Consider the following 18,135-nt stretch of genomic DNA (forward strand, 5'->3'; position numbering starts at 1 on the left):
CCAACCCGAGATGGGCGCGTGTCGGCCGCATCTCGGTGCCGATCAGGCGCCGATCCGGCCTGCGTACTCCTCGACGATCGCGTCGACCGGCTGGTCGACGGCGACGACCATCCCGGCCTCGTCCGGCTCGAGCGGCTCGAGCGTCTTGAACTGGCTGTCCAGGAGCGCGGCCGGCATGAAGTGGCCGGGTCGGCTCGCCTGGCGCCTCGCGATCACGTCGCGGGTGCCCTCCAGATGGAGGAAGGTCACCTCCGGGCAGTGCCGGCGGAGCTGGTCACGATACTTCCGCTTCAGCGCCGAGCAGCCCATCACGCCACCGCGCTCGACGTGCCGGGCGAGCCACTCCCCGACCGCCTCGAGCCAGGGGTAGCGGTCATCGTCATCGAGCGCGATCCCTGCGGTCATCTTCTCGATGTTCGCCTGCGGATGCAGGTCGTCGGCATCCTCGAACGGCACCCGCAGCCGCCCTGCGATCGCCGCTCCGATGGTCGACTTCCCCGAGCCCGAGACTCCCATCACGACAAGTACCGGTTTCGCCATCACGCCATCGTACGGGCGTAGAGCGCCTCGAGATCGGTGAAGTGCCGATGAGTCCCTGCCTCCTGGTAGGAGGAGGTGTCCGCCATCGTGTAGCCGTGCGGGGCGTCGGGGTAGATGAGGTTGGTGTAGATCACCCCGGCGTCGTCGAGCGCCCTGCTGAGGTCCTCGACGTTCTCCGGCGTCATGGAGCGGTCGTGGTCGGCGTGCCCGAAGTAGTACTCCGCCCTCGTCCCCGCGATGCAGGTGTGCGGCGAGGCGGCGTCCGCGGTGACCAGCCCGCCCCCGTGGAAGCCGCCGACCGCGACGAACTCGTCGGGGAACCGCCCCGCGGTCCGCACCGCCAGCCGCGCGCCCATGCAGTAGCCGTGGGTCGCGAGCGGGCCGGTGACGTACGTCTGGAGGGTTTCGACGTACGCCGGGATGTCGATCGCCAGCCGGTCCACGGTGAGGCCACGGACCCGGTTCATCGCGCCTCCGGCGAAGAATGCGTCCCTGGCGGCGGGATCGCGGAGGTCTCCGGTCGGCGCCAGCTCCGCCACGCTGCCGTCGCGGTAGAACGTGTTGGGCGCGAGCACGACGTAGCCCCAGGAGGCGACCCGCTCGACCATGTCGGCCAGCCGCGGCCGGAGGCCGATGGCATCCATGTAGACGAGCACACCGCCCTTCGGTGCGCTCTCGGGCCGGGCCAGATAGGCCTCGGCGATGCCGTCAGGTGTCTCGATCTCGATCTGCTCGACCACGCCTTCACGCTACCGGCAGCACCTTGATGCCATGCTCGTCCCCATGACTCAGCACCCAGAGGCACTGCACCTCGAATCCTCCCGAGCGATCCCGGTCGCGTACGAGACCGCCCTCGCCCGCGTCCTCCCGGCGCCGCTGCCGCAGATCTTCGGTCGCCGGTACGCCGCGATCGGCCCGATCGCCGAGGTCCGCGACCAGGCCGGCGGCTGGGATGCCGTCGGCGAGACCCGCACGATCGTCCTCGCCGACGGCGCGACGATGCGCGAGACCCTGACCGGCATCGACAGCCCCTCGACGTTCTCCTACGAGATCACGCCGCTCTCGGGCCCGCTCAAGCTCCTGGTCGGCCACGTCGCCGGGCGCTGGTCCTTCGCCCCGGCCGGCACCGGCACCCGGGTCACCTGGTCCTGGGACGTCACGCCCACGTCCCAGGCGACGTCGTACGCGATGCCCGTCTTCGGGTGGATGTGGAAGGGCTACGCCCGGCAGAGCCTGGAGTCGCTCGAGGAGATGCTGCTCTCCTCGTGAGCCTCACTCCACCCCGTTGCGCTTGATGAAGGTGAGGATCTGCTCGGAGAGCTCGGGGCGGCACACGATCACGTCGGGCAGGTAGACGTCGTCCTGGTTGTAGCGCAGCGGCGAGCCGTCGATGCGGGAGGTGAACAGCCCGGCAGCGGCGGCGACGGCCACGGGGGCGGCGGAGTCCCACTCGTACTGCCCGCCCGCGTGGACGTACGCGTCGGAGATGTCGCGTACGACCGACATCATCTTCACGCCGGCCGATCCCATCGGCACCAGCTCGGCGCCGAGCTCCTCGGCCAGCGCCTCCACGAACGCCGGCGGGCGGCTGCGGGAGACGGCGATCCGGGGACGGCTCGAGGTCGACGGCGGCACGACCGGGGCGGCACCGGTGTGGAAGGTGCTCTGCACGGAGGCGTCGGCCAGGGCCGGCTGCGCGACCGCGCCAGCGATCAGCTCCCCGTCGTTGGAGGAGGCCCACAGCGCCACGTGCACCGCCCAGTCGTCGCGCGGCGGCTCGGAGAACTCACGGGTCCCGTCGAGCGGATCGATGATCCACACCCGGTCCTTGGTGAGCCGCTCCTTGGAGTCCTTGCCCTCCTCGGAGAGAACGGCGTCCTCCGGGCGGTACTCGGCGACGAGCTCCATCAGCAGCTCGTGGGCTGCCAGGTCACCGGCGTCCTTGAGCTCCTTGCCCTCCAGGCCGGAGGTGGCACGCACCTCGAGCAGCCGGCGACCGGCGGTCTCGGCCAGCCAGGCGGCCAGCAGGTGATCGGAGGCGAGGATCTCGGTCGTAGGCACACCAGGAACGCTCTGCTTAATCTTCTCGGGCTCCGCTTCGAAAGTCACCCGCGGAACTCTATCCAGCCGACCGCCGAGTCCGATAAAGCCCCAGCCCGAGCCCGATCGCGGCGACCAGCGCCACCCCGGTCAGCACCGCGCGCAGGATCAGCCCGGTCTTGGCACGCTCGTGCTCGTCGGTGACGTCGTTGGCCATCGTCTCGGCCGACTTCAGGATCACCTCGAGAAGGCTCTGGATGTATGCGACAGCGCCGTCGGACCAGGTGCGGACGATCGGCTCGCCCTTCGACGCCGCCCGCAGCTCGGTGGCGACACCTTCGATGCTGCCCTTGGCGGCGACATCGCGGACCGTACGCTGCACCATCATCGCGCCGGAGCCCTTGTCGAAGGTGCCGTCGGAGACCCGGTCGAGCTCCGCCTGGAGCTCGGGCGAGGCGCCCGAGTAGAACGCCGAGGACGCCTTCACCCAGGCGGCCTCCGCGTCGGTGAGCTCCTTGACCGACTTCGTACCGATCTCGTTCTCGGACAGCGCGACGACCATGAGCTCCCGCTCGATGCTGAACGCCTCCGCCGCCTGCGTCAGCTTGCTGAGGTTGCGGACCTGGTCGCCGGTCTGGTTGTCCTCCAGCTCCGGCACCTGCCCCGCCAGCATCAGCAGGTTGCTGGCCAGGGCGGTGTAGACCTCGCGAGCGGCGTCCTGGCTGGCCCGGTCGCCTTCCTGCATCTCGACCCGGTAGAGCTCGAAGTCGTCGAGCACCTCGGTGATGTCGTGGTGGAGTCTGCGCAGCTCAGCGTCACCGTCGACGTCGATCTCGGCCGCCGCCGTCCGCCACTCCTCGACCGCGAGGTCGGTCGTGTGCAGGTAGGTGGAGCGTACGTTGACCGGTGCCTGTGCGACGGGCTGCAGCGCGTCCCGTTCGAAGATCACGTCGACGGCGAGCTCGATGGTCTCCGGGAGCGCCTCGCTGATAGCGGCCGCCCGGCCGGTCTCCGATGCGCTCCGGAAGGAGGCGAAGGTGGCCACGCCGCCGACCGCGACAGCGACCAGGGCCACCGCCAGCAGGATGCTCAACGTCCGGTTGGCGCCGGAGCGCTTCGCCACCCGTGACCCGCCGGTCGAGAACGACCCGCTCGCCCCGATCCGCTCGAACGCCTCGGACGAGCCGGTTGCACCGGTCGACCCGGTCCCGGCTGCGGGGAACGAGCCGCTCCCGCCGAAAGCCTCGTAGGCGCCGGAGGTGCGGATCGGACCCGACGCGTGCATCGGACGCTGCCTGGGCACCTGCGCGTCGAAGACGGGCAGCGGGCCGGAGCCGGTGAGCACCGCGACGACGTCGTGAGCGCTGGGCCGCTGCTCGGGGTCCTTGGCCATCATCATCGCGACCAGGTCGTCGATGATCTTCGGCACCTGGACCGCACCGCTGACCCGCGGGATGGGCGCGGTGGCGTGCTGGTAGACCATCGTCGCCGGCGCGCCACCGGAGTAGGGGGTGTGGCCGGTGAGCATCTCGTAGAAGACGCAGCCCAGGGAGTAGATGTCGCTCGGCGGACCGACCTCGCCACCCGAGCCACGCTCGGGCGAGAGGTAGCCGAGGCTCCCGACCACGTCGTGGGTGGAGGTCAGCCGCTGGTCGCCCAGCCGGGCGAGCTGGGCGATCCCGAAGTCGACGATCCTGATCCTGCGGTCGCTGTCGTAGACGAGGTTGGACGGCTTGATGTCGCGGTGGACGATCCCCTGCGCGTGGACCGCGGCGAGCGTACGCGCGGCCTGGACGATGACCTCACCGGCCTCCCGGGCGATCAGCGGGCCGTGCGAGCGCAGGCGTTCGCCGAGGTCGGGGCCGGTCAGGAGCTCCATCACGAGGAAGGCCATCGGCCCGTTGCCGGTGCGTTCGATCCCGGCGTCGTGGACCTGCACGGTGCCGGGGTGGCTGGCGGCCGCGGTGGAGAGCGACTCGCGCCGGAACCGCTCGATCATCGTCGGGTCGGCCGACGTCCTCACGACCTTGACCGCGACCCAGCGCTGCAGGGTGAGGTCCATGGCCTGCCATACCTCGCCCATGCCGCCTCGCCCGATCAGGCGGTGCAGCTCATAACGGCCGGCAATCATGGGGTGGGGGGAGGTTTGCATGGGGGACGTTCCCGTCGAGGATCCAGTTGTTCGTACGTGTTGGGTTGCTCACACAACGGCCTGGGAGTTTAGGCGACACTCACTAGTAGGCGCCAGAGCCACGCACAACAGCTTTGACTGTACGAACGACGATTCCGAAGTCCCGCAACAGCGTCCAGTTGTCCACATAGTCCAGGTCCAGGCGGACCGTGTCCTCCCAGGAGAGGTCCGAACGCCCCGAGACCTGCCACAGCCCGGTCAGACCGGGTGCAACCGCAAGTCGGCGATGAGAGTCCCGATCGTACATCGCCACCTCGCTCGGCAGACCCGGCCGGGGCCCGACCAGCGACATCTGGCCCAGCACGATGTTGAACAGCTGCGGCAGCTCGTCGATGGAGTACTTCCGCAGCACCCGTCCCACGCGGGTCACCCGGGGGTCCGCGCGGAGCTTGAAGAGCACGTGGCCCGGCCGGTGGTCGAGCGTGCGCAGCAGCGACTCGGCGTCGACGACCATGGTGCGGAACTTCCAGATCCGGAACTGCTTGCCGCCTCGGCCGACGCGCACCTGCCGGAAGAAGACCGGCCCCGGAGAGTCGACCTTGATGACGACCGCCATCACGGCGAAGACCGGGAGGAGCACGGCGACGGCGGCCGCCGCGGCCAGCCACTCCCACACGTACTTCGCCACCCGGGTCAGCCGCGCCCGCAGGGCCTCGTCGACGTAGAGAAGAGTCATCGAGCCCAGCCGCATCGAGGACGTACGCTGCGGGGTCACGTCCTGCATCCGGGTGCTGACCAGCAGCGGCAGGCCGAAGGACTCGCTCGTCCAGGCCAGCCGCTGGATCTCGCGGCCGGCCAGGTCGGGCCCGGGGACGACCAGCACGGCGTCGGGAGCGACCGAGGCGATCGCGCCGGAGAGCCCGTCGGCTCGGCAGACCGCCGCCGCCTCCATCAGGCCGCCGCTGAGCCGGTGGGTCCACTCCGGGATCACGCCGTGGTCATGAGCCGCCTCCACCACGACGACCCGCAGCGGGGTGCGCGGCCGGGAGCTGAAAATGTAGCCCACGATCCGGAACGCGAGCGCGGTCACCAGCCCGAGGATGGTCTGCGCGACCAGCTGCGCCTGCGGCAGCTCGACCACCGCACCCAACAGCCAGGTGAACATGCTCATCGCCATGAACGCCTTGAAGACCCCCGAGACCGTCGCCCGCAGACGCTCGGCGCCGGGCAGGATCTTCGGCGCGGTGATCCTGGTGGCCAGTCCCCAGAGCAGACCCCACGCCAGCGCGGGGACGATCTCCTGTCCCACGATCAACGGCGCGAGGACCATCAGCGCGAGCCCGTCGACCATCGAGGCCTGCAACCGAAGGGAGGGTGCCTTCGCGGACACCCTCCGGCGGTTGATGTCGAGCGGGACTACTGTCTCCACCGACGCCAGCTCTATCGTCATCAATCTCCCCCATAGCTGCTGGGCGCCCGAACGCTTACTTCATGCCAGAACAATGCGGGAAGAAAGCGGTCGTTGGGGGCCGATGGGGGTCCGGTTAGACCAAATGAGGGAACCGGAACCCACTGGTCCAGACCAGTCGTCTCACTCCAGCGACTGCGGGGACCGCCAGCCGAGGCGGTGGGCCAGTCCGACGGCGGCGATCTGGGAGGTGACCTGGAGCTTGGCGAGGATGGACTTCACCTGGGTGCGCACGGTCGCCTCGGAGACGACGCCGATGACGGCGATCTCGTGGACGGTGCGGCCGAGCATCAGATGGCCGAGGACCTGGGACTCGCGCTTGGTGAGCAGCTCGATGCGGCGGCTCAGCTCGGAGACCTCGTGCTGGCGCTCGAACCAGACCCGGATCAGCCGCTCGCGGTCGCTCACCGCGAGCACGCAGGCGCCCTGGTAGAGCCGCCTGACGGTGCCGAGGATCTCGCCGAGCGGGCGGGACTTGGACAGCACCGTGCGGGCGCCGTTGCGCAGCGCCTGACCCCAGCGCGCCTCCTCGATCGCACCGGTCACCACGACCACGTCGACGCCGGCCTTGGCCAGCGGCTCGATGAGACGTACGCCGTCGCCGTAGCGGCCCAGGTCGAGATCGAGGAGCACGACCTTCGGCTTGTTGCGGAGCACGACGGAGACCATAGTGGCGGTGGAGACGGGCTCGCTGGGCATCGGGATGCGGCGTACGTCGTATCCCTCCATCGAGACGGCGAGCTCGAGCGACTCGGCGAAGAGGACATGGTCCTCGACGATGACTACTCGGTACTGGCTACGCGGCGACAACGTCATCGGAGGCGCCTTCCTTGTCTGCTTCTGCGGTGGGGCGCTGGATCACGGCGCTGGGAAGGGTGACCACGAAGGTCGTACGGTCCGCGGCGGCGAGGCGGAGCGAGCCGCCCATCCGATCGGCGACGGTGTGGGCCTCGTTGAGCCCGATGCCCTGGCCGGCCGAGTCCGGCCCCCGGACACCCCACTCGAAGATCCGCTCGCGCACCTCGGGGGCGACCCCGGGGCCGTCGTCGGAGACCTCGATCACGACCATCTGATCGGCCTCGCCCGGCTCGTGCCGGACGGTGACGTCGACAGCGCCGGAGCCGTGCTTGGCCGCGTTGTCGAGAAGAATGTTGATGATTCGCGCGGCCGCGTCCGAACTGCCCACGGCGAGCGCGTTGCTGGGCTCGTGGACGACCGTGGTGCCGCTGGCCTCATGAGCCAGGGCGAGGTTGTGGACCACCGCGTCGACGTCGATCACGCCGACGTCGATCGGCATCGTGTCCGCGCCGCCACGCTGGGCACGCACGAGGCGCTCCAGGCGCCTGAGCTCGCTGCCCATCATGGTCATCATCGCGACACGACGCTCCGGGTCGAGCGTCTCGGAGTTGCACAGCAGCTCGCTGGCCGAGCGGACACCGGCGAGGGTCGAGGTCACCTCGTGCATCCGGGCCCGGTGGAGACGCTGGGTCTCACGCGCGCTGAGCAGGTCGTGGTAGATCTCGTCAGCCGCCTTCGCCTCCGCCGCGCACACACGCCTGTAGATGCGCACGCCACCGAACAGCAGCGCTGCGGCGGCGACGAGCGAGGTGGTGACGACGATGGCCGTGAGGATGGCCCAGAGGACTGCTCCGTGAGCGTGGAAAGAGACCCAAGGTCCCTGCAGAACGGCGATCAGAAAGCTTTGGATACCGATGAAGACGGCGGTGGTCGTTGCGTAGGCGGTGGTTAACCAACCCGAGTTGATCCGCTGGAAAATGGACGTAGACATACTGCTCCCCAGGTCGGGTCGGCCAGTGAGGTATGAGTCCCGAATAGGGCCGTGTCCAGGCCCTGCTCCCCCAGCCCGAGCTTGTCGGGCCGTCCCAATTTGAATGATGTGACCGAAACCTTTACAAGGCAACGTAATCAGCACCGTATCGCCACGTGACCGCATTCCGGGCCAATACCGAGAATTGAGGAGTCATAGAATTTCGAGGTCGTCCACAAACTACATTGCGGGACACGTTGTCCCAGGTCATCCCCAAACTTGGGGCTGTGTAGAACAGGTTTCCGATCTACGCCTGAGACTGCCCAGAATAGCCATACCCCCAGGGAGATCTGGTGAGGCCCGAGACGACCGAACGGCGCGGCAGACATGGCAGGCTCGACCGTACGACTCAGGGTTGCTGTCTCAGCCGACGAGACGATGACCCTCGATGCCGTGACGGTTGCACTCGACGAGCGCGGCATCACCGTCACGGCGACTGCTCCCACCATCGCGGGCCCCGACGAGCTGCTCGGCGGAGATCCCTCGGCCTGGCTGGTGGTCACCGACCTCGATGGCTGGACCCATCTCGGCGAGGTGTGTGACCTGGTCCGCAGCGTGCGCCTGCCCGCGGTTGTGCTGACTCCAGCCCCGCGCGGCGGCCTCTGGGGTGCCCTCCTCGAGGCCGGTGCGGTCGCAGTGCTCTCCGCCGACACCGGCTCGGACACGATCGAGGACACGCTGCGCGACGCGGCCGAAGGACGGCGCGGGCACACCCCGAGCGAAGCCGAGGGGCTCATCGCGCAGTGGCACCTGCTCCGGGACGGTCGCGAGCGCATGCACCGCCTGGTCCGCTCGCTCACCGTGCGCGAGCACGAGGTGCTCGAGCTGCTCTACGACGGGGCCACCGTCGCCGAGATCGCGGCGCAGTTCGGCGTCGCCCAGACGACGGTGCGGACCCAGGTGAAGTCGATCCTGCGGAAGTTCGAGGTCGGCTCCCAGCTGGCCGCGGTCGCTGCGTACGACCGGTATCTGCGGCCGCCTAGGAGTTGAAGCGCTGCTGGGTCTTCTCCAGGCCCTCGTTGATCAGCGTCTCGATCGCGTCGGCAGCGGTGTCGACCACGAACGGCAGCACCTTGCGCTCGGCGGTGGAGAAGTTGGAGAGCACGAAGTCGTGCACCTCCTGGCGACCGGGCGGGCGGCCGATGCCGACGCGCACCCGGTGGAAGTCGCCGGTGCCCAGGGAGGACCGCATCGACTTGAGGCCGTTGTGGCCGTTGTCGCCACCGCCCAGCTTGACCCGCATCGTGTCGAAGGCGATGTCAAGCTCGTCGTGGATGGCGATGACATGGTCGGGCTGGACCTTGTAGAAGGTCGCGAGCGCCTTGACCGGCCCGCCGGACTCGTTCATGTAGGTCCGGGAACGGGCGAGCACGACACGTGGGCCGGGCAGCCCCGGGCTGTGTCCATTTCTGGCACCCGGGAGCCGCCCTTCCACGACGTCAGCACGGCCGGACTTGTGGGCGCGCCACTTGCCGTCCAGCCGGTTGGCCAGCTCGTCGGTGACGAGATAGCCGATGTTGTGACGGTGCCCGGCGTATGTCGGCCCGGGGTTGCCCAGGCCGACGACCAGCCAGACGCCGTCGGTCACCGAATCGGTCACCGGTCGGTCACTCGCCGTTGGAGGCCTCGTCCTCGGCGGACTCAGCGGTCTCGCCCTCGGCGGCCTCGTCGGAGGCGGGCTCCTCGATGGTCTTGGCCTCGGTGATGTTGACGACCAGGGCCTCCGGGTCGGTGACCAGGGTGGTGCCCTTCGGCAGCTCGACGGCGCCGGCGAGGATCTGGGTGCCGGCCTCGAGGCCCTCGACGCTGATCTCGATGCTCTCGGGCACGTGAGTGGCCTCGGTCTCGACGGTCAGGGTGTTGGCGTCGGTGACGACCATGGTGCCGGAGATCGCGTCGCCCACGACGTGGACGGTGATGTCGACGGTGACCTTCTCGCCGGCGCGGACGGCGACGAAGTCGACGTGCTCGATGACACGGCGGACGTCGTCGACCTGGACCTGCTTGGTCATGGCGAGCTGGACCTTGCCGTCGATGTCGAGCTCGAGGAGAGCGTTCGCACCGTGGTTCTTGAGCGCCATCATGGTGGCGTGGCCCGGCAGGCTCAGGTGGATCGGGTCGGCGCCGTGGCCGTAGACGACCGCAGGGATCTTGTTCTCACGGCGGATGCGGCGAGCGGCACCCTTGCCGAACTCGGTGCGCTTCTCGGCGACGATCTTCTCGCTGGACATGCGTTGAACTCCTCGATGAGTGGTGCTGACGTCAATGGCGCCCGGCTGGTCCAACGAAGGCCGTGCGACGAAGGCACGGCGTCTCCCGAAGAGACGTCCACCTTGTCGATCACGGAGCGCGATGCGCTCCCTCGCCGAGGCAACTGCCACAGACTATCCCCGGATCACGCTCACAGCGAAATGCGCGCGCGTGCTGACCTGCGAGGACGTACGTTGGAGGTCGTGTCCCTCACACTCGACGAGGCCCGCACACGGGCCGGCGTGCTCAGCTCCGTCTCCTACTCGCTCCATCTCGACCTCACCGGTCCCGAGACCTTCCGGAGCCACACCCGGGTCCGGTTCCGTTCCACGGTCGCCGAGACGTTCCTGGACCTGAAGGGCGCCATCGCGGTGTCGCTGGTCGTCAACGGGGAGGCGGTCGAGGCCGCGTACGACGGTCGGCGGGTGGGTCTGACCGGGCTGTCGACCGGCCTCTCGACCGGGCTGTCCGACGGGGCGGTCAACGAGGTGGAGGTGACCGCGACGCTGCCCTATACGACCGACGGCGACGGGATGCACACGTTCACCGACCCCGTCGACGGGTCGCGCTATGTGTCCGCCTACCTGGGCATGGACAACGCCTCGAAGGTCTACGCCTGCTTCGACCAGAACGATCTCAAGGCGTCGTTCGCGGTCGCGGTCACCGCAGATCCGGCAGACACCGTCCTCGCCAACGGCTCCGTCGTCTTGCACGACGCCGGACGCTGGGTCTTCGCCACCACTCCCCCGATCCCGCCGGCACTGCTGGTCGTTGCCGCCGGGCCGTGGCACTCGGTGCGGTGGACGTACGCGCTCGATTCCGGGGAGAGCCTCGACTTCGGCTGGCATGCCCGGCGGTCGCTGGCGGCAGAGCTGGACCGGGACGCGGACGAGCTGCGGCGTACGTCCGAGGCGTGCTTCGCCCACTACGCCGACCTCATCGACGAGCCCTATCCCTTCGACTCCTACGACCAGGTCTTCGTGCCCGGGCTCAACTGGGGCGCGCAGGAGATGCCGGGGTGCGTGACCTACCGCGACGAGCTGTTGCCGCGCGGCGCGATCACCGACACGCAGCGGGCGATCCGCGCGGTGATCATCGCCCACGAGATGTCGCACATGTGGTTCGGCGACTCGATGACGATGACCTGGTGGGAGGACACCTGGCTGCAGGAGTCGTTCGCCGACTACATGGGCTATCGGGTCGCGGAGGCGGGGGCCGGCTTCTCGGACCTTCGGGTCGAGGTGGAGATCGGGAGCAAGCCGTGGGGCTACCGCTCCGACGCCCGCCGCTCGACCCATCCGGTCGCTCCGCTGGCCGTGGACGTACCCGACGTGGACACCGCCGCCACCATCTTCGACGGCATCTCCTACGCCAAGGGCGGAGCCTGCCTGGTGCAGCTCGCCTTCTGGCTCGGTGACGAGGAGTTCATGGCCGGGGTCAACCGCCACCTGACCCGCTTCCGGTTCGCCAACGCGACCCTGGCCGACTTCGTCGAGTCGCTCGCGGCGAGCTCGCCGAAGGACGTACGCGGGTGGGTGGACGCGTGGCTGCGGCGCCCGGGGTTCGACACGGTATCGGTGCGGCGCGACGGGGACGTGCCGGTCCTGGAGCGCGAGGGGAGCCGGCCGCATGCGTTCACCGTCGCCGGCTACGACTCCTCGCTCCGGCTCGTGAAACGCAAGCGGATCGAGCTGGGTGCCGAGCCGGTGCCGCTGCCGGAGTTCGCCGGGCTCGTCGTTGTCCCCAACGCCGGCGGCGAGACCTTCGCCGCGCTCCGCCTCGACCCGGGATCGTGGGAGGCGCTATCCGGCGGGCTCTCCCGGCTCGAGGACCCGCTCGTACGTGCCGTGCTCTGGTCCGCCACCGCCCTCCGGGTGCGATCGCGTGACCTGTCGGCCGACGACTACCTCGACCTGGTCGAGACCCACCTGCCCGCCGAGACCCGGGCGGACATCATCGAGGGGGTGCTCGCCGAGAGCCGCTCCGTGGTGATCCCGCAGCGGGTGCCGGCCTCGCGCGCGGCTGGAGCGGTCGCGCGGGTCGCCGCCGCGTCCGCCGCGGGCCTGGCGGCGTACGCGGACGACGAGCAGCGGGCCCTGGCCTGGGCCGCGGCCCTGGCCGCGACCAGCGCGGACGCCGAGCTGCTGCGCGGCTGGCTGGACGCCGACAAGGTCGGGGGCAGCATCCCGCTGCTGCCGACCACACGCTGGGCGGCGATCGTACGTCTCGCCTCGCTCGGTGAGGCCGACGCGCGCTTCATCGCGACCGAGCGCGACCGGGACGGCACCGCCGAGGGAGACCTCGGGGCGCTTCGCGCCCTCGCCGCCCGCCCCTCGACCAGCGCGAAGGACGCCGCCTGGGAGGCGATGCTCGCCCCCGGTGTCGACAACCGTCGCTTCGGGGCGCTGGCATCGGGGATGTGGATCGCCGAGCAGGCGCATCTGCTGCGTCCCTACGTCACTGCCTATCTCGCCGAGGCGCCGGCCCTGGCCACCCGTGGTCAGGCCTTCGCCATCGAGGTCGGGCGCGCCTTCCCGCGGATCGCTCTCGATGACGGTCAGCTCGATGCGCTGCGCACGGCCCTGGCCGGCGACGTACCGACGATCCTGCGGCGGTCGTGGGAGGACCACTTCGACGACCGCGAGTAGCAACCACTAGCCTCTATCCGCCCTCGACCCCCACCATGAGGACGGCCATGAAGAAGACGCGCATCTGGCTCGGCGTCGGGATCGCGTTCGTCGTGCTCGTCGGCGCCGTGACTGGCACCGGCTGGTACCTCGCCCACCGGCTCGATCGCCAGGTCACGACCGTCGATGTCTTCTCCGGGCTCGAGGAGCGTCCCGAGGCGGCCGGCGACGCTGCGGGCGCCCTGAACATCCTGCTCCTCGGCACCGACGGGCGCACCGGCGGCAAGGCCACCACCGGCAGCGAGGCCACCGCGTCGTGGACGCCCGGTGAGCAGCGGGCCGACACGATGATGCTGCTGCACCTCAGCGCGGACCGCCGCTCGGCCTCGGTCGTCTCCATCCCACGAGACTCCTGGGTACGGATCCCCGGCCACGGCAAGGCCAAGGTCAACGCCGCCTTCTCCCAGGGCGGGCCGAAGCTCAGCGTGCAGACCGTCGAGAAGCTCACCGGCGTACGCATCGACCATGTCGCCTGGGTCGACTGGGCCGGCTTCGAGGAGATCGGCGACCTCCTCGGCGGCGTCGAGGTCTACATTCCCGAGACCGTCCACGACTCGGCCCGCCACCGCACCTGGACCAAGGGCACCCACCTGCTCAGCGGTGAAGAGGCCCTCCTCTACGTACGCCAGCGCTACGGCCTTCCCGGCGGCGACCTGGACCGCGTGAAGCGCCAGCAGTACGTGCTCCGCTCCATCCTCCGCGGCCTGAGGCAGAGCGTCGACCCGAAGAACCCCAAGAAGGCCTACGACCTCCTCGACATCATCACCCGCCACCTGACCGTCGACTCCGGCTTCTCCGGGGGTGACCTTCGGGGCCTGGCCCTCGATCTTGCCCGGATGCCCTCTTCGGACCTGACGTTCTTCACTGCCCCTGTGGCCGGGTTGGGCAAGGAGGGTGCGCAGAGCGTTGTCCGTCTCGACAAGCGCGAGGGTCGTCGTCTGTGGGCGGCTATGCGTGAGGACGAGATGGATGCGTGGCTGGCTGAGAATCCCGAGGTTGTGACTGGCGGGACGGTCAGCTGAGGTCCTTCGGGGCTGGGGGCCGCCGACCCGTTACGGGAGGGTGTTCTCAACGGACCCCGGAGTAAAGGACGGCCTTCGGCCGCCGGCTTCGCCGGTCGCCTGCGGCGATCATCTCGACAAGCTCGATACATCGCCTTGACACCGGGCTCCGCCGAGAATTTCGGCTGTATACCGGGTCGGCGGCAGGGGTTTGGCGCAGCGGTTTGGGTTGGGCGGGGGCTTGGGAGCTCGGGCATTCGGGCCGACCAGTGGAAAGAATTTTCATTCCGCCCGGGACCAGCTCGGCAGACGGGATCAGGGAGGCGAACGAATTTTCGTTCGCCGCAGAGGCCGCCTCAGCCCGGGGCGGGTTTGGCGCGTGAAAGAAATTTTTCTTCCACGCAAAGACCCCATGTCTGGTCTAGGCGTGGAGCGGTCACCTTCCGTGGGGCAGTGTGCCGTGGCCACACCCGGGCCGCCGCCCCGATAGCCAGCCAAGTCTTTTCTCGATCTGGTCCGGAGTCCAGGACCGCGAAGCGGCCGGCGAAGCCGGCGGGCCGAAGGCCCGTCCTTGACGCCGGACCAGATCGAGAAGACCCTCCCAAAACGGGTCGGCGGCCCACCCCAGCCCCGAAGAACACCCAGCTACCGTGAACAACATGCCGATCCCAGACTTCATCGTCGACCTCCGCCGCAGGATAGGAACAGAGCTGCTCTGGCTCCCAGGCGTAACAGCGGTAGTACGCAGAGACGACGAGATCCTCCTGGTCCAGCGCGCAGACAACCTGCGATGGACCCCGATCACCGGGATCGTCGACCCAGGCGAGCAGCCGGCGACGGCAGCAGTGCGCGAGGCGAAGGAGGAGACCGGGGTGGACATCGTGGTCGACCGGCTGGCGTCGGCGGGCGCGACGAGTCCGATGGTCTATCCCAACGGGGATCGTGCGGTCTACATGGACCTCACGTTCAGCTGCACGTGGCGCTCGGGCGAGGCGTACGTCGCTGACGACGAGTCCGCGGATGTCGGCTGGTTCCGCGTGGACGAGCTCCCGGAGATGCCGCCCGAGCTCCGGGCGCGGATCGAGGCCGCGCTCTCCGACGAGGTCGCGGCCCGGTTCATAGGGCCCTGACAACCGGCCGTCAGCCAGACGCTCGCAATCGACTGTCGAGGACACTCATGAGCTCTGCGACACGGTTCTTGCCGGCCGGTACGACCGGATAGCGCGCGAGTACGTCGAGCAGCACCGGGCTCGCACGCTCGACGGCACGGTCCACGGATGCCACGGCAGCCCCGGGCTCGGAGATCTCCGCGATCCGGGCGACGCTGGCTGCCGCGCGCAGGATGTGCCCGACCTGGGCGGCGTCGGCGAGCGGATGGAGGTAGGCGGCAGAGGCGGCGTCACCGGCGCTTCGGGCGGCCAGCCGAGCCGCCTCGGAAGGGGCCTCCTTGGCCGCACGATGGGCGTCCAAGGAGGTGACCCGCTGCACCTTCGTACGTCTCGCACCACCGACGAACTCCCAGGCCGCATCCAGCGCCAGCCTCGGTCGAGGGTCGTCGGGGCAGGCCGCCTCGAACAGAGGCAGCACCTCAGCGGCGCTCTCCGTGACGTAACGGGCGACGACCCGGAGCTCGTCGGTCGTCAGCTCGAAGTCGCCCGCCACGACGGAGCAGGCTCAGGCGTGGCCGTCGAACATCGAGGTCACCGAGCCGTCCTCGAACACCTCGCGGATCGCGCGGGCGAGCATGGGGGCGATGGAGAGCGTGGTGAGCTTGTCGAACTGCTTCTCCTCCGGCACCGGGAGGGTGTTGGTGATGACGACCTCGGTGGCGGTGGAGTTCTTCAGCCGGTCGACGGCGGGGTCGGAGAGGATCGCGTGGGTGGCGCAGATGATCACGCCGGCGGCACCGTCGGCCATGAGCGCGTCGGCGGCCTTCACGATCGTGCCACCGGTGTCGATCATGTCGTCGGTGAGGATGCAGATGCGGTCCTTGACCTCACCCACGACCCGGTTGGCGACGGTCTCGTTGGGCCGGTTGATGTCGCGGGTCTTGTGGATGAACGCCAGCGGCGCCCCACCGAGACGGGCCGCCCAGCGCTCGGCGACCTTGATCCGGCCGGCGTCGGGAGAGACGACGGCGAGCGGCTGGTTGCCGTACTTGTCCTTGATGTAGTCGGTCAGCAGCGGCAGCGCCATCAGGTGGTCGACGGGACCGTCGAAGTAGCCCTGGAGCTGGTCGGCGTGGAGGTCGACGGAGATGATCCGGTCGGCACCCGCGGTCTTGAACATGTCGGCGACCAGACGAGCCGAGATGGGCTCACGACCGCGGTGCTTCTTGTCCTGGCGGGAGTAGCCCCAGAACGGCATCACGACGGTGATCCGCTTGGCCGAGGCGCGCTTCAGCGCATCGACCATGATCAGGTGCTCCATGAGCCACTGGTTGATCGGCGCCGTGTGCGACTGGATGACGAACGCGTCCGAACCGCGCACCGACTCCTCGTAGCGTACGTAGATCTCCGAGTTGGCGAAGTCGTAGGCCGAGGTGGGCGTCAGCTTCGTTCCCAGAAGGTCGGCGACCTCCTCGGCGAGGACCGGGTGAGCCCGGCCGCTGAAGAGCATCATCTGCTTCTCGGTGGTGCGCTTGGTCATCTGCTGGCTCCTACCCCCGGGGTCACTGCACTTGGATTCTCCATCAACTTCGCTGCCGGACCCAACCCCGGGGGTCACTCGCCTGTCGCCGAGGGTTCACCGACGATGGGTACGCCAGACTCGAGCGCCTCCTCGGCCGCGGCCGCCTGCGCCGTGCCTGCCCTCTTCGCCAGCGCCCACCCCTCGATGATCCGCTGCTGACCTGCGGAGACGGCCAGCGCACCGGGCGGGACGTCCTCCCGGATGAGGGCCTCGCCACCGGTCGTCGCGCCGTCTCCGACGACCACCGGGGCGACAAAGGTCACACCTGAGCCCGACTTCACGTGGCGCCCGATCCGGGTCTTGTGCTTGTTGACGCCGTCGTAGTTGGCGAAGATCGTGCCGGCCCCGATGTTGGTGCCCTCGCCGATCGTCGCGTCGCCGACGTAGGACAGGTGCGGCACCTTGGCGCCGGGCCCGATGGTCGAGTTCTTGACCTCGACGAAGCCGCCGATCTTGCCCTCCTCGCCGAGCACCGTGCCCGGGCGCAGGTAGGCGAACGGCCCGACGTTGGCACCGGGTCCGACGACGGCGAGCTCTGCCTGCGTACGCACCACCCGGGCGCCGTGGCCGACCTCGGTGTCCTTCAGCGTGCAGTCGGGACCGACCACCGCGTCCTCGTCGATCCGGGTGGCTCCGATGAGCTGGGTGCCCGGCAGGATGGTGACGTCGGGCGCGAGCTCGACGTCGGCGTCGATCCAGGTCGTGGCCGGGTCCATCACGGTGACCCCGTCCTTCATCCACCGGGTCACGATCCGATCGTTGAGGATCTTTCCGAGCGCGGCGAGCTGCGCCCGGTCGTTGGCGCCCTCGGCCTCGCTCACGTCGTCGAGGACGAACGCGTCCACCCCCAGCCCGTCCGAGACCGCCAGCGCGATCGCGTCGGTGAGGTAGAACTCCTTCTTCGCGTTGTCGTTGCCGATCCGAGGCAGCACCTCGGCCAGGAAGCCGCCGTCGAAGGCGATGATCCCCGAGTTGATCTCGGTGATCGCCCGCTCCTCGTCGGTCGCGTCCTTCTCCTCGACGATCCCGGCAACCCCGGCGTCTCCACGCAGGATCCGGCCGTAGCCGAAGGGCTCCGGGACGATCCCGCTCAGGATCGTCGCGGCCCGGCCGGCGGCCTCGTGGTCGGCCACCAGCGCGCGCAGCGACTCCCCGCGCAGCAGGGGCGTGTCGCCGTACGTGACGAGGACCGTCCCGCCGGAGACCGCGCCGGCCTCGACCGCCACCCGCACGGCGTGCGCCGTGCCGAGCTGCTCGGTCTGGACCGCGATCACGGCCTCGGGCAGGATCTCGGCGATGTGGGGCTCGACCAGCTCGCGCTGGTGTCCCACGACCGCGACGACACGGGACGCCCCGGCCTCCGAGACCGCGGCCAGGACATGGCCCACGAGACTCCGGCCCGCGATCTGGTGGAGCATCTTGGGAGTCTTGGACTTCATCCGGGTGCCGCCACCGGCGGCCAGCACGATCACGGTGAGCTCGCTCATGTTGGCTCAGTC

General features: G+C 69.4%; 17 protein-coding genes. 5 read left to right on the top strand and 12 right to left on the bottom strand.

The genetic code is table 11. The features are described from left to right. Positions 1-42: 42 nt before the first annotated feature. The gene (locus tag ABZY89_RS01610) at positions 43-540 is read right to left on the bottom strand and encodes a gluconokinase (RefSeq protein ID WP_355224108.1); all 498 of its coding nucleotides are present in this window, start codon (positions 538-540) and stop codon (positions 43-45) included. Then, positions 540-1,280, bottom strand: a complete 741-nt coding sequence (locus tag ABZY89_RS01615; RefSeq protein ID WP_355224110.1) for a dienelactone hydrolase family protein — start codon at positions 1,278-1,280, stop codon at positions 540-542. The genes ABZY89_RS01610 and ABZY89_RS01615 overlap by 1 nt, the downstream gene beginning before the upstream one ends. A 43-nt stretch (positions 1,281-1,323) precedes the next feature. Here ABZY89_RS01615 and ABZY89_RS01620 point away from each other — a divergent pair, with 43 nt between their 5' ends. After that, positions 1,324-1,809, top strand: a complete 486-nt coding sequence (locus ABZY89_RS01620; protein ID WP_355224112.1) for an SRPBCC family protein — start codon at positions 1,324-1,326, stop codon at positions 1,807-1,809. 3 nt (positions 1,810-1,812) lie between these two features. On the opposite strand, the gene ABZY89_RS01625 is transcribed toward ABZY89_RS01620, so the two are convergent. The 5 genes from ABZY89_RS01625 to ABZY89_RS01645 form a co-directional block, all read right to left on the bottom strand. Then, on the bottom strand, positions 1,813-2,649 hold the full coding sequence (locus ABZY89_RS01625) for a 3'(2'),5'-bisphosphate nucleotidase CysQ (protein ID WP_355224114.1): 837 nt from the start codon (positions 2,647-2,649) through the stop codon (positions 1,813-1,815). 10 nt (positions 2,650-2,659) lie between these two features. Then, positions 2,660-4,732, bottom strand: coding sequence for a protein kinase (locus tag ABZY89_RS01630; protein WP_355224116.1), 2,073 nt, complete (start codon positions 4,730-4,732; stop codon positions 2,660-2,662). A gap of 82 nt (positions 4,733-4,814) precedes the next feature. Beyond that, entirely contained in the window at positions 4,815-6,161 is a 1,347-nt protein-coding gene (locus ABZY89_RS01635; protein WP_355224118.1) for an exopolysaccharide biosynthesis polyprenyl glycosylphosphotransferase, read from the bottom strand. A 141-nt stretch (positions 6,162-6,302) separates the two neighbouring features. Beyond that, a complete protein-coding gene (locus ABZY89_RS01640) occupies positions 6,303-6,995 on the bottom strand; it encodes a response regulator transcription factor (RefSeq protein WP_091052720.1) in 693 nt (230 codons plus the stop codon). Then, positions 6,976-7,968 carry a HAMP domain-containing sensor histidine kinase gene (locus ABZY89_RS01645; protein WP_355224121.1) on the bottom strand — a complete coding sequence of 331 codons (993 nt, stop codon included), beginning with the start codon at positions 7,966-7,968 and terminating at the stop codon, positions 6,976-6,978. The genes ABZY89_RS01640 and ABZY89_RS01645 overlap by 20 nt, the downstream gene beginning before the upstream one ends. A gap of 432 nt (positions 7,969-8,400) precedes the next feature. On the opposite strand from ABZY89_RS01645, the gene ABZY89_RS01650 reads away from it, so the two are divergent. Next, the gene (locus ABZY89_RS01650; protein WP_355224122.1) at positions 8,401-8,997 is read left to right on the top strand and encodes a LuxR C-terminal-related transcriptional regulator; all 597 of its coding nucleotides are present in this window, start codon (positions 8,401-8,403) and stop codon (positions 8,995-8,997) included. Here ABZY89_RS01650 and pth read toward each other — a convergent pair. Both pth and ABZY89_RS01660 read right to left on the bottom strand, forming a co-directional pair. After that, positions 8,987-9,607 carry an aminoacyl-tRNA hydrolase gene (gene pth / locus ABZY89_RS01655; protein WP_355224124.1) on the bottom strand — a complete coding sequence of 207 codons (621 nt, stop codon included), beginning with the start codon at positions 9,605-9,607 and terminating at the stop codon, positions 8,987-8,989. The genes ABZY89_RS01650 and pth overlap by 11 nt on opposite strands. Before the next feature lie 7 nt (positions 9,608-9,614). Then, the gene (locus ABZY89_RS01660) at positions 9,615-10,238 is read right to left on the bottom strand and encodes a 50S ribosomal protein L25/general stress protein Ctc (RefSeq protein ID WP_355224126.1); all 624 of its coding nucleotides are present in this window, start codon (positions 10,236-10,238) and stop codon (positions 9,615-9,617) included. 222 nt (positions 10,239-10,460) lie between these two features. Between ABZY89_RS01660 and pepN the strand changes: the two genes are divergently transcribed. The 3 genes from pepN to ABZY89_RS01675 all read left to right on the top strand — a co-directional run bounded on the left by pepN (position 10,461) and on the right by ABZY89_RS01675 (position 15,075). Then, a complete protein-coding gene (gene pepN, locus ABZY89_RS01665; protein ID WP_355224128.1) occupies positions 10,461-12,905 on the top strand; it encodes an aminopeptidase N in 2,445 nt (814 codons plus the stop codon). A 47-nt stretch (positions 12,906-12,952) separates the two neighbouring features. Next, complete coding sequence (locus ABZY89_RS01670) at positions 12,953-13,966, top strand: LCP family protein (RefSeq protein ID WP_355224129.1); 1,014 nt, start codon at positions 12,953-12,955, stop codon at positions 13,964-13,966. 638 nt (positions 13,967-14,604) lie between these two features. After that, positions 14,605-15,075 carry an NUDIX domain-containing protein gene (locus tag ABZY89_RS01675; protein ID WP_355224131.1) on the top strand — a complete coding sequence of 157 codons (471 nt, stop codon included), beginning with the start codon at positions 14,605-14,607 and terminating at the stop codon, positions 15,073-15,075. Positions 15,076-15,085: 10 nt separating this feature from the next. On the opposite strand, the gene ABZY89_RS01680 is transcribed toward ABZY89_RS01675, so the two are convergent. The 3 genes from ABZY89_RS01680 to glmU form a co-directional block, all read right to left on the bottom strand. After that, positions 15,086-15,607: a putative immunity protein gene (locus ABZY89_RS01680; RefSeq protein ID WP_355224133.1), complete on the bottom strand. Its 522-nt coding sequence runs from the start codon at positions 15,605-15,607 to the stop codon at positions 15,086-15,088. 12 nt (positions 15,608-15,619) lie between these two features. Continuing rightward, positions 15,620-16,594: a ribose-phosphate diphosphokinase gene (locus ABZY89_RS01685; RefSeq protein ID WP_091052555.1), complete on the bottom strand. Its 975-nt coding sequence runs from the start codon at positions 16,592-16,594 to the stop codon at positions 15,620-15,622. Positions 16,595-16,668: 74 nt separating this feature from the next. Further along, entirely contained in the window at positions 16,669-18,123 is a 1,455-nt protein-coding gene (gene glmU / locus ABZY89_RS01690) for a bifunctional UDP-N-acetylglucosamine diphosphorylase/glucosamine-1-phosphate N-acetyltransferase GlmU (RefSeq protein WP_355224134.1), read from the bottom strand. Positions 18,124-18,135 lie beyond the last annotated feature (12 nt).

This window comes from Nocardioides sp. NPDC006303, from assembly GCF_040613175.1.
GTDB lineage: Bacteria > Actinomycetota > Actinomycetes > Propionibacteriales > Nocardioidaceae > Nocardioides.

What these genes read in the sequence shown, in the direction of transcription:
- ABZY89_RS01610 (WP_355224108.1), bottom strand. Translation starts at nt 540, where the DNA reads ATGGCGAAACCGGTACTTGTCGTGATGGGAGTCTCGGGCTCGGGGAAG.
- ABZY89_RS01620 (WP_355224112.1), top strand. Translation starts at nt 1,324, where the DNA reads ATGACTCAGCACCCAGAGGCACTGCACCTCGAATCCTCCCGAGCGATC.
- ABZY89_RS01630 (WP_355224116.1), bottom strand. Translation starts at nt 4,732, where the DNA reads ATGCAAACCTCCCCCCACCCCATGATTGCCGGCCGTTATGAGCTGCAC.
- ABZY89_RS01635 (WP_355224118.1), bottom strand. Translation starts at nt 6,161, where the DNA reads ATGACGATAGAGCTGGCGTCGGTGGAGACAGTAGTCCCGCTCGACATC.
- ABZY89_RS01640 (WP_091052720.1), bottom strand. Translation starts at nt 6,995, where the DNA reads ATGACGTTGTCGCCGCGTAGCCAGTACCGAGTAGTCATCGTCGAGGAC.
- ABZY89_RS01645 (WP_355224121.1), bottom strand. Translation starts at nt 7,968, where the DNA reads ATGTCTACGTCCATTTTCCAGCGGATCAACTCGGGTTGGTTAACCACC.
- ABZY89_RS01660 (WP_355224126.1), bottom strand. Translation starts at nt 10,238, where the DNA reads ATGTCCAGCGAGAAGATCGTCGCCGAGAAGCGCACCGAGTTCGGCAAG.
- ABZY89_RS01670 (WP_355224129.1), top strand. Translation starts at nt 12,953, where the DNA reads ATGAAGAAGACGCGCATCTGGCTCGGCGTCGGGATCGCGTTCGTCGTG.
- ABZY89_RS01675 (WP_355224131.1), top strand. Translation starts at nt 14,605, where the DNA reads ATGCCGATCCCAGACTTCATCGTCGACCTCCGCCGCAGGATAGGAACA.
- ABZY89_RS01685 (WP_091052555.1), bottom strand. Translation starts at nt 16,594, where the DNA reads ATGACCAAGCGCACCACCGAGAAGCAGATGATGCTCTTCAGCGGCCGG.
- glmU (WP_355224134.1), bottom strand. Translation starts at nt 18,123, where the DNA reads ATGAGCGAGCTCACCGTGATCGTGCTGGCCGCCGGTGGCGGCACCCGG.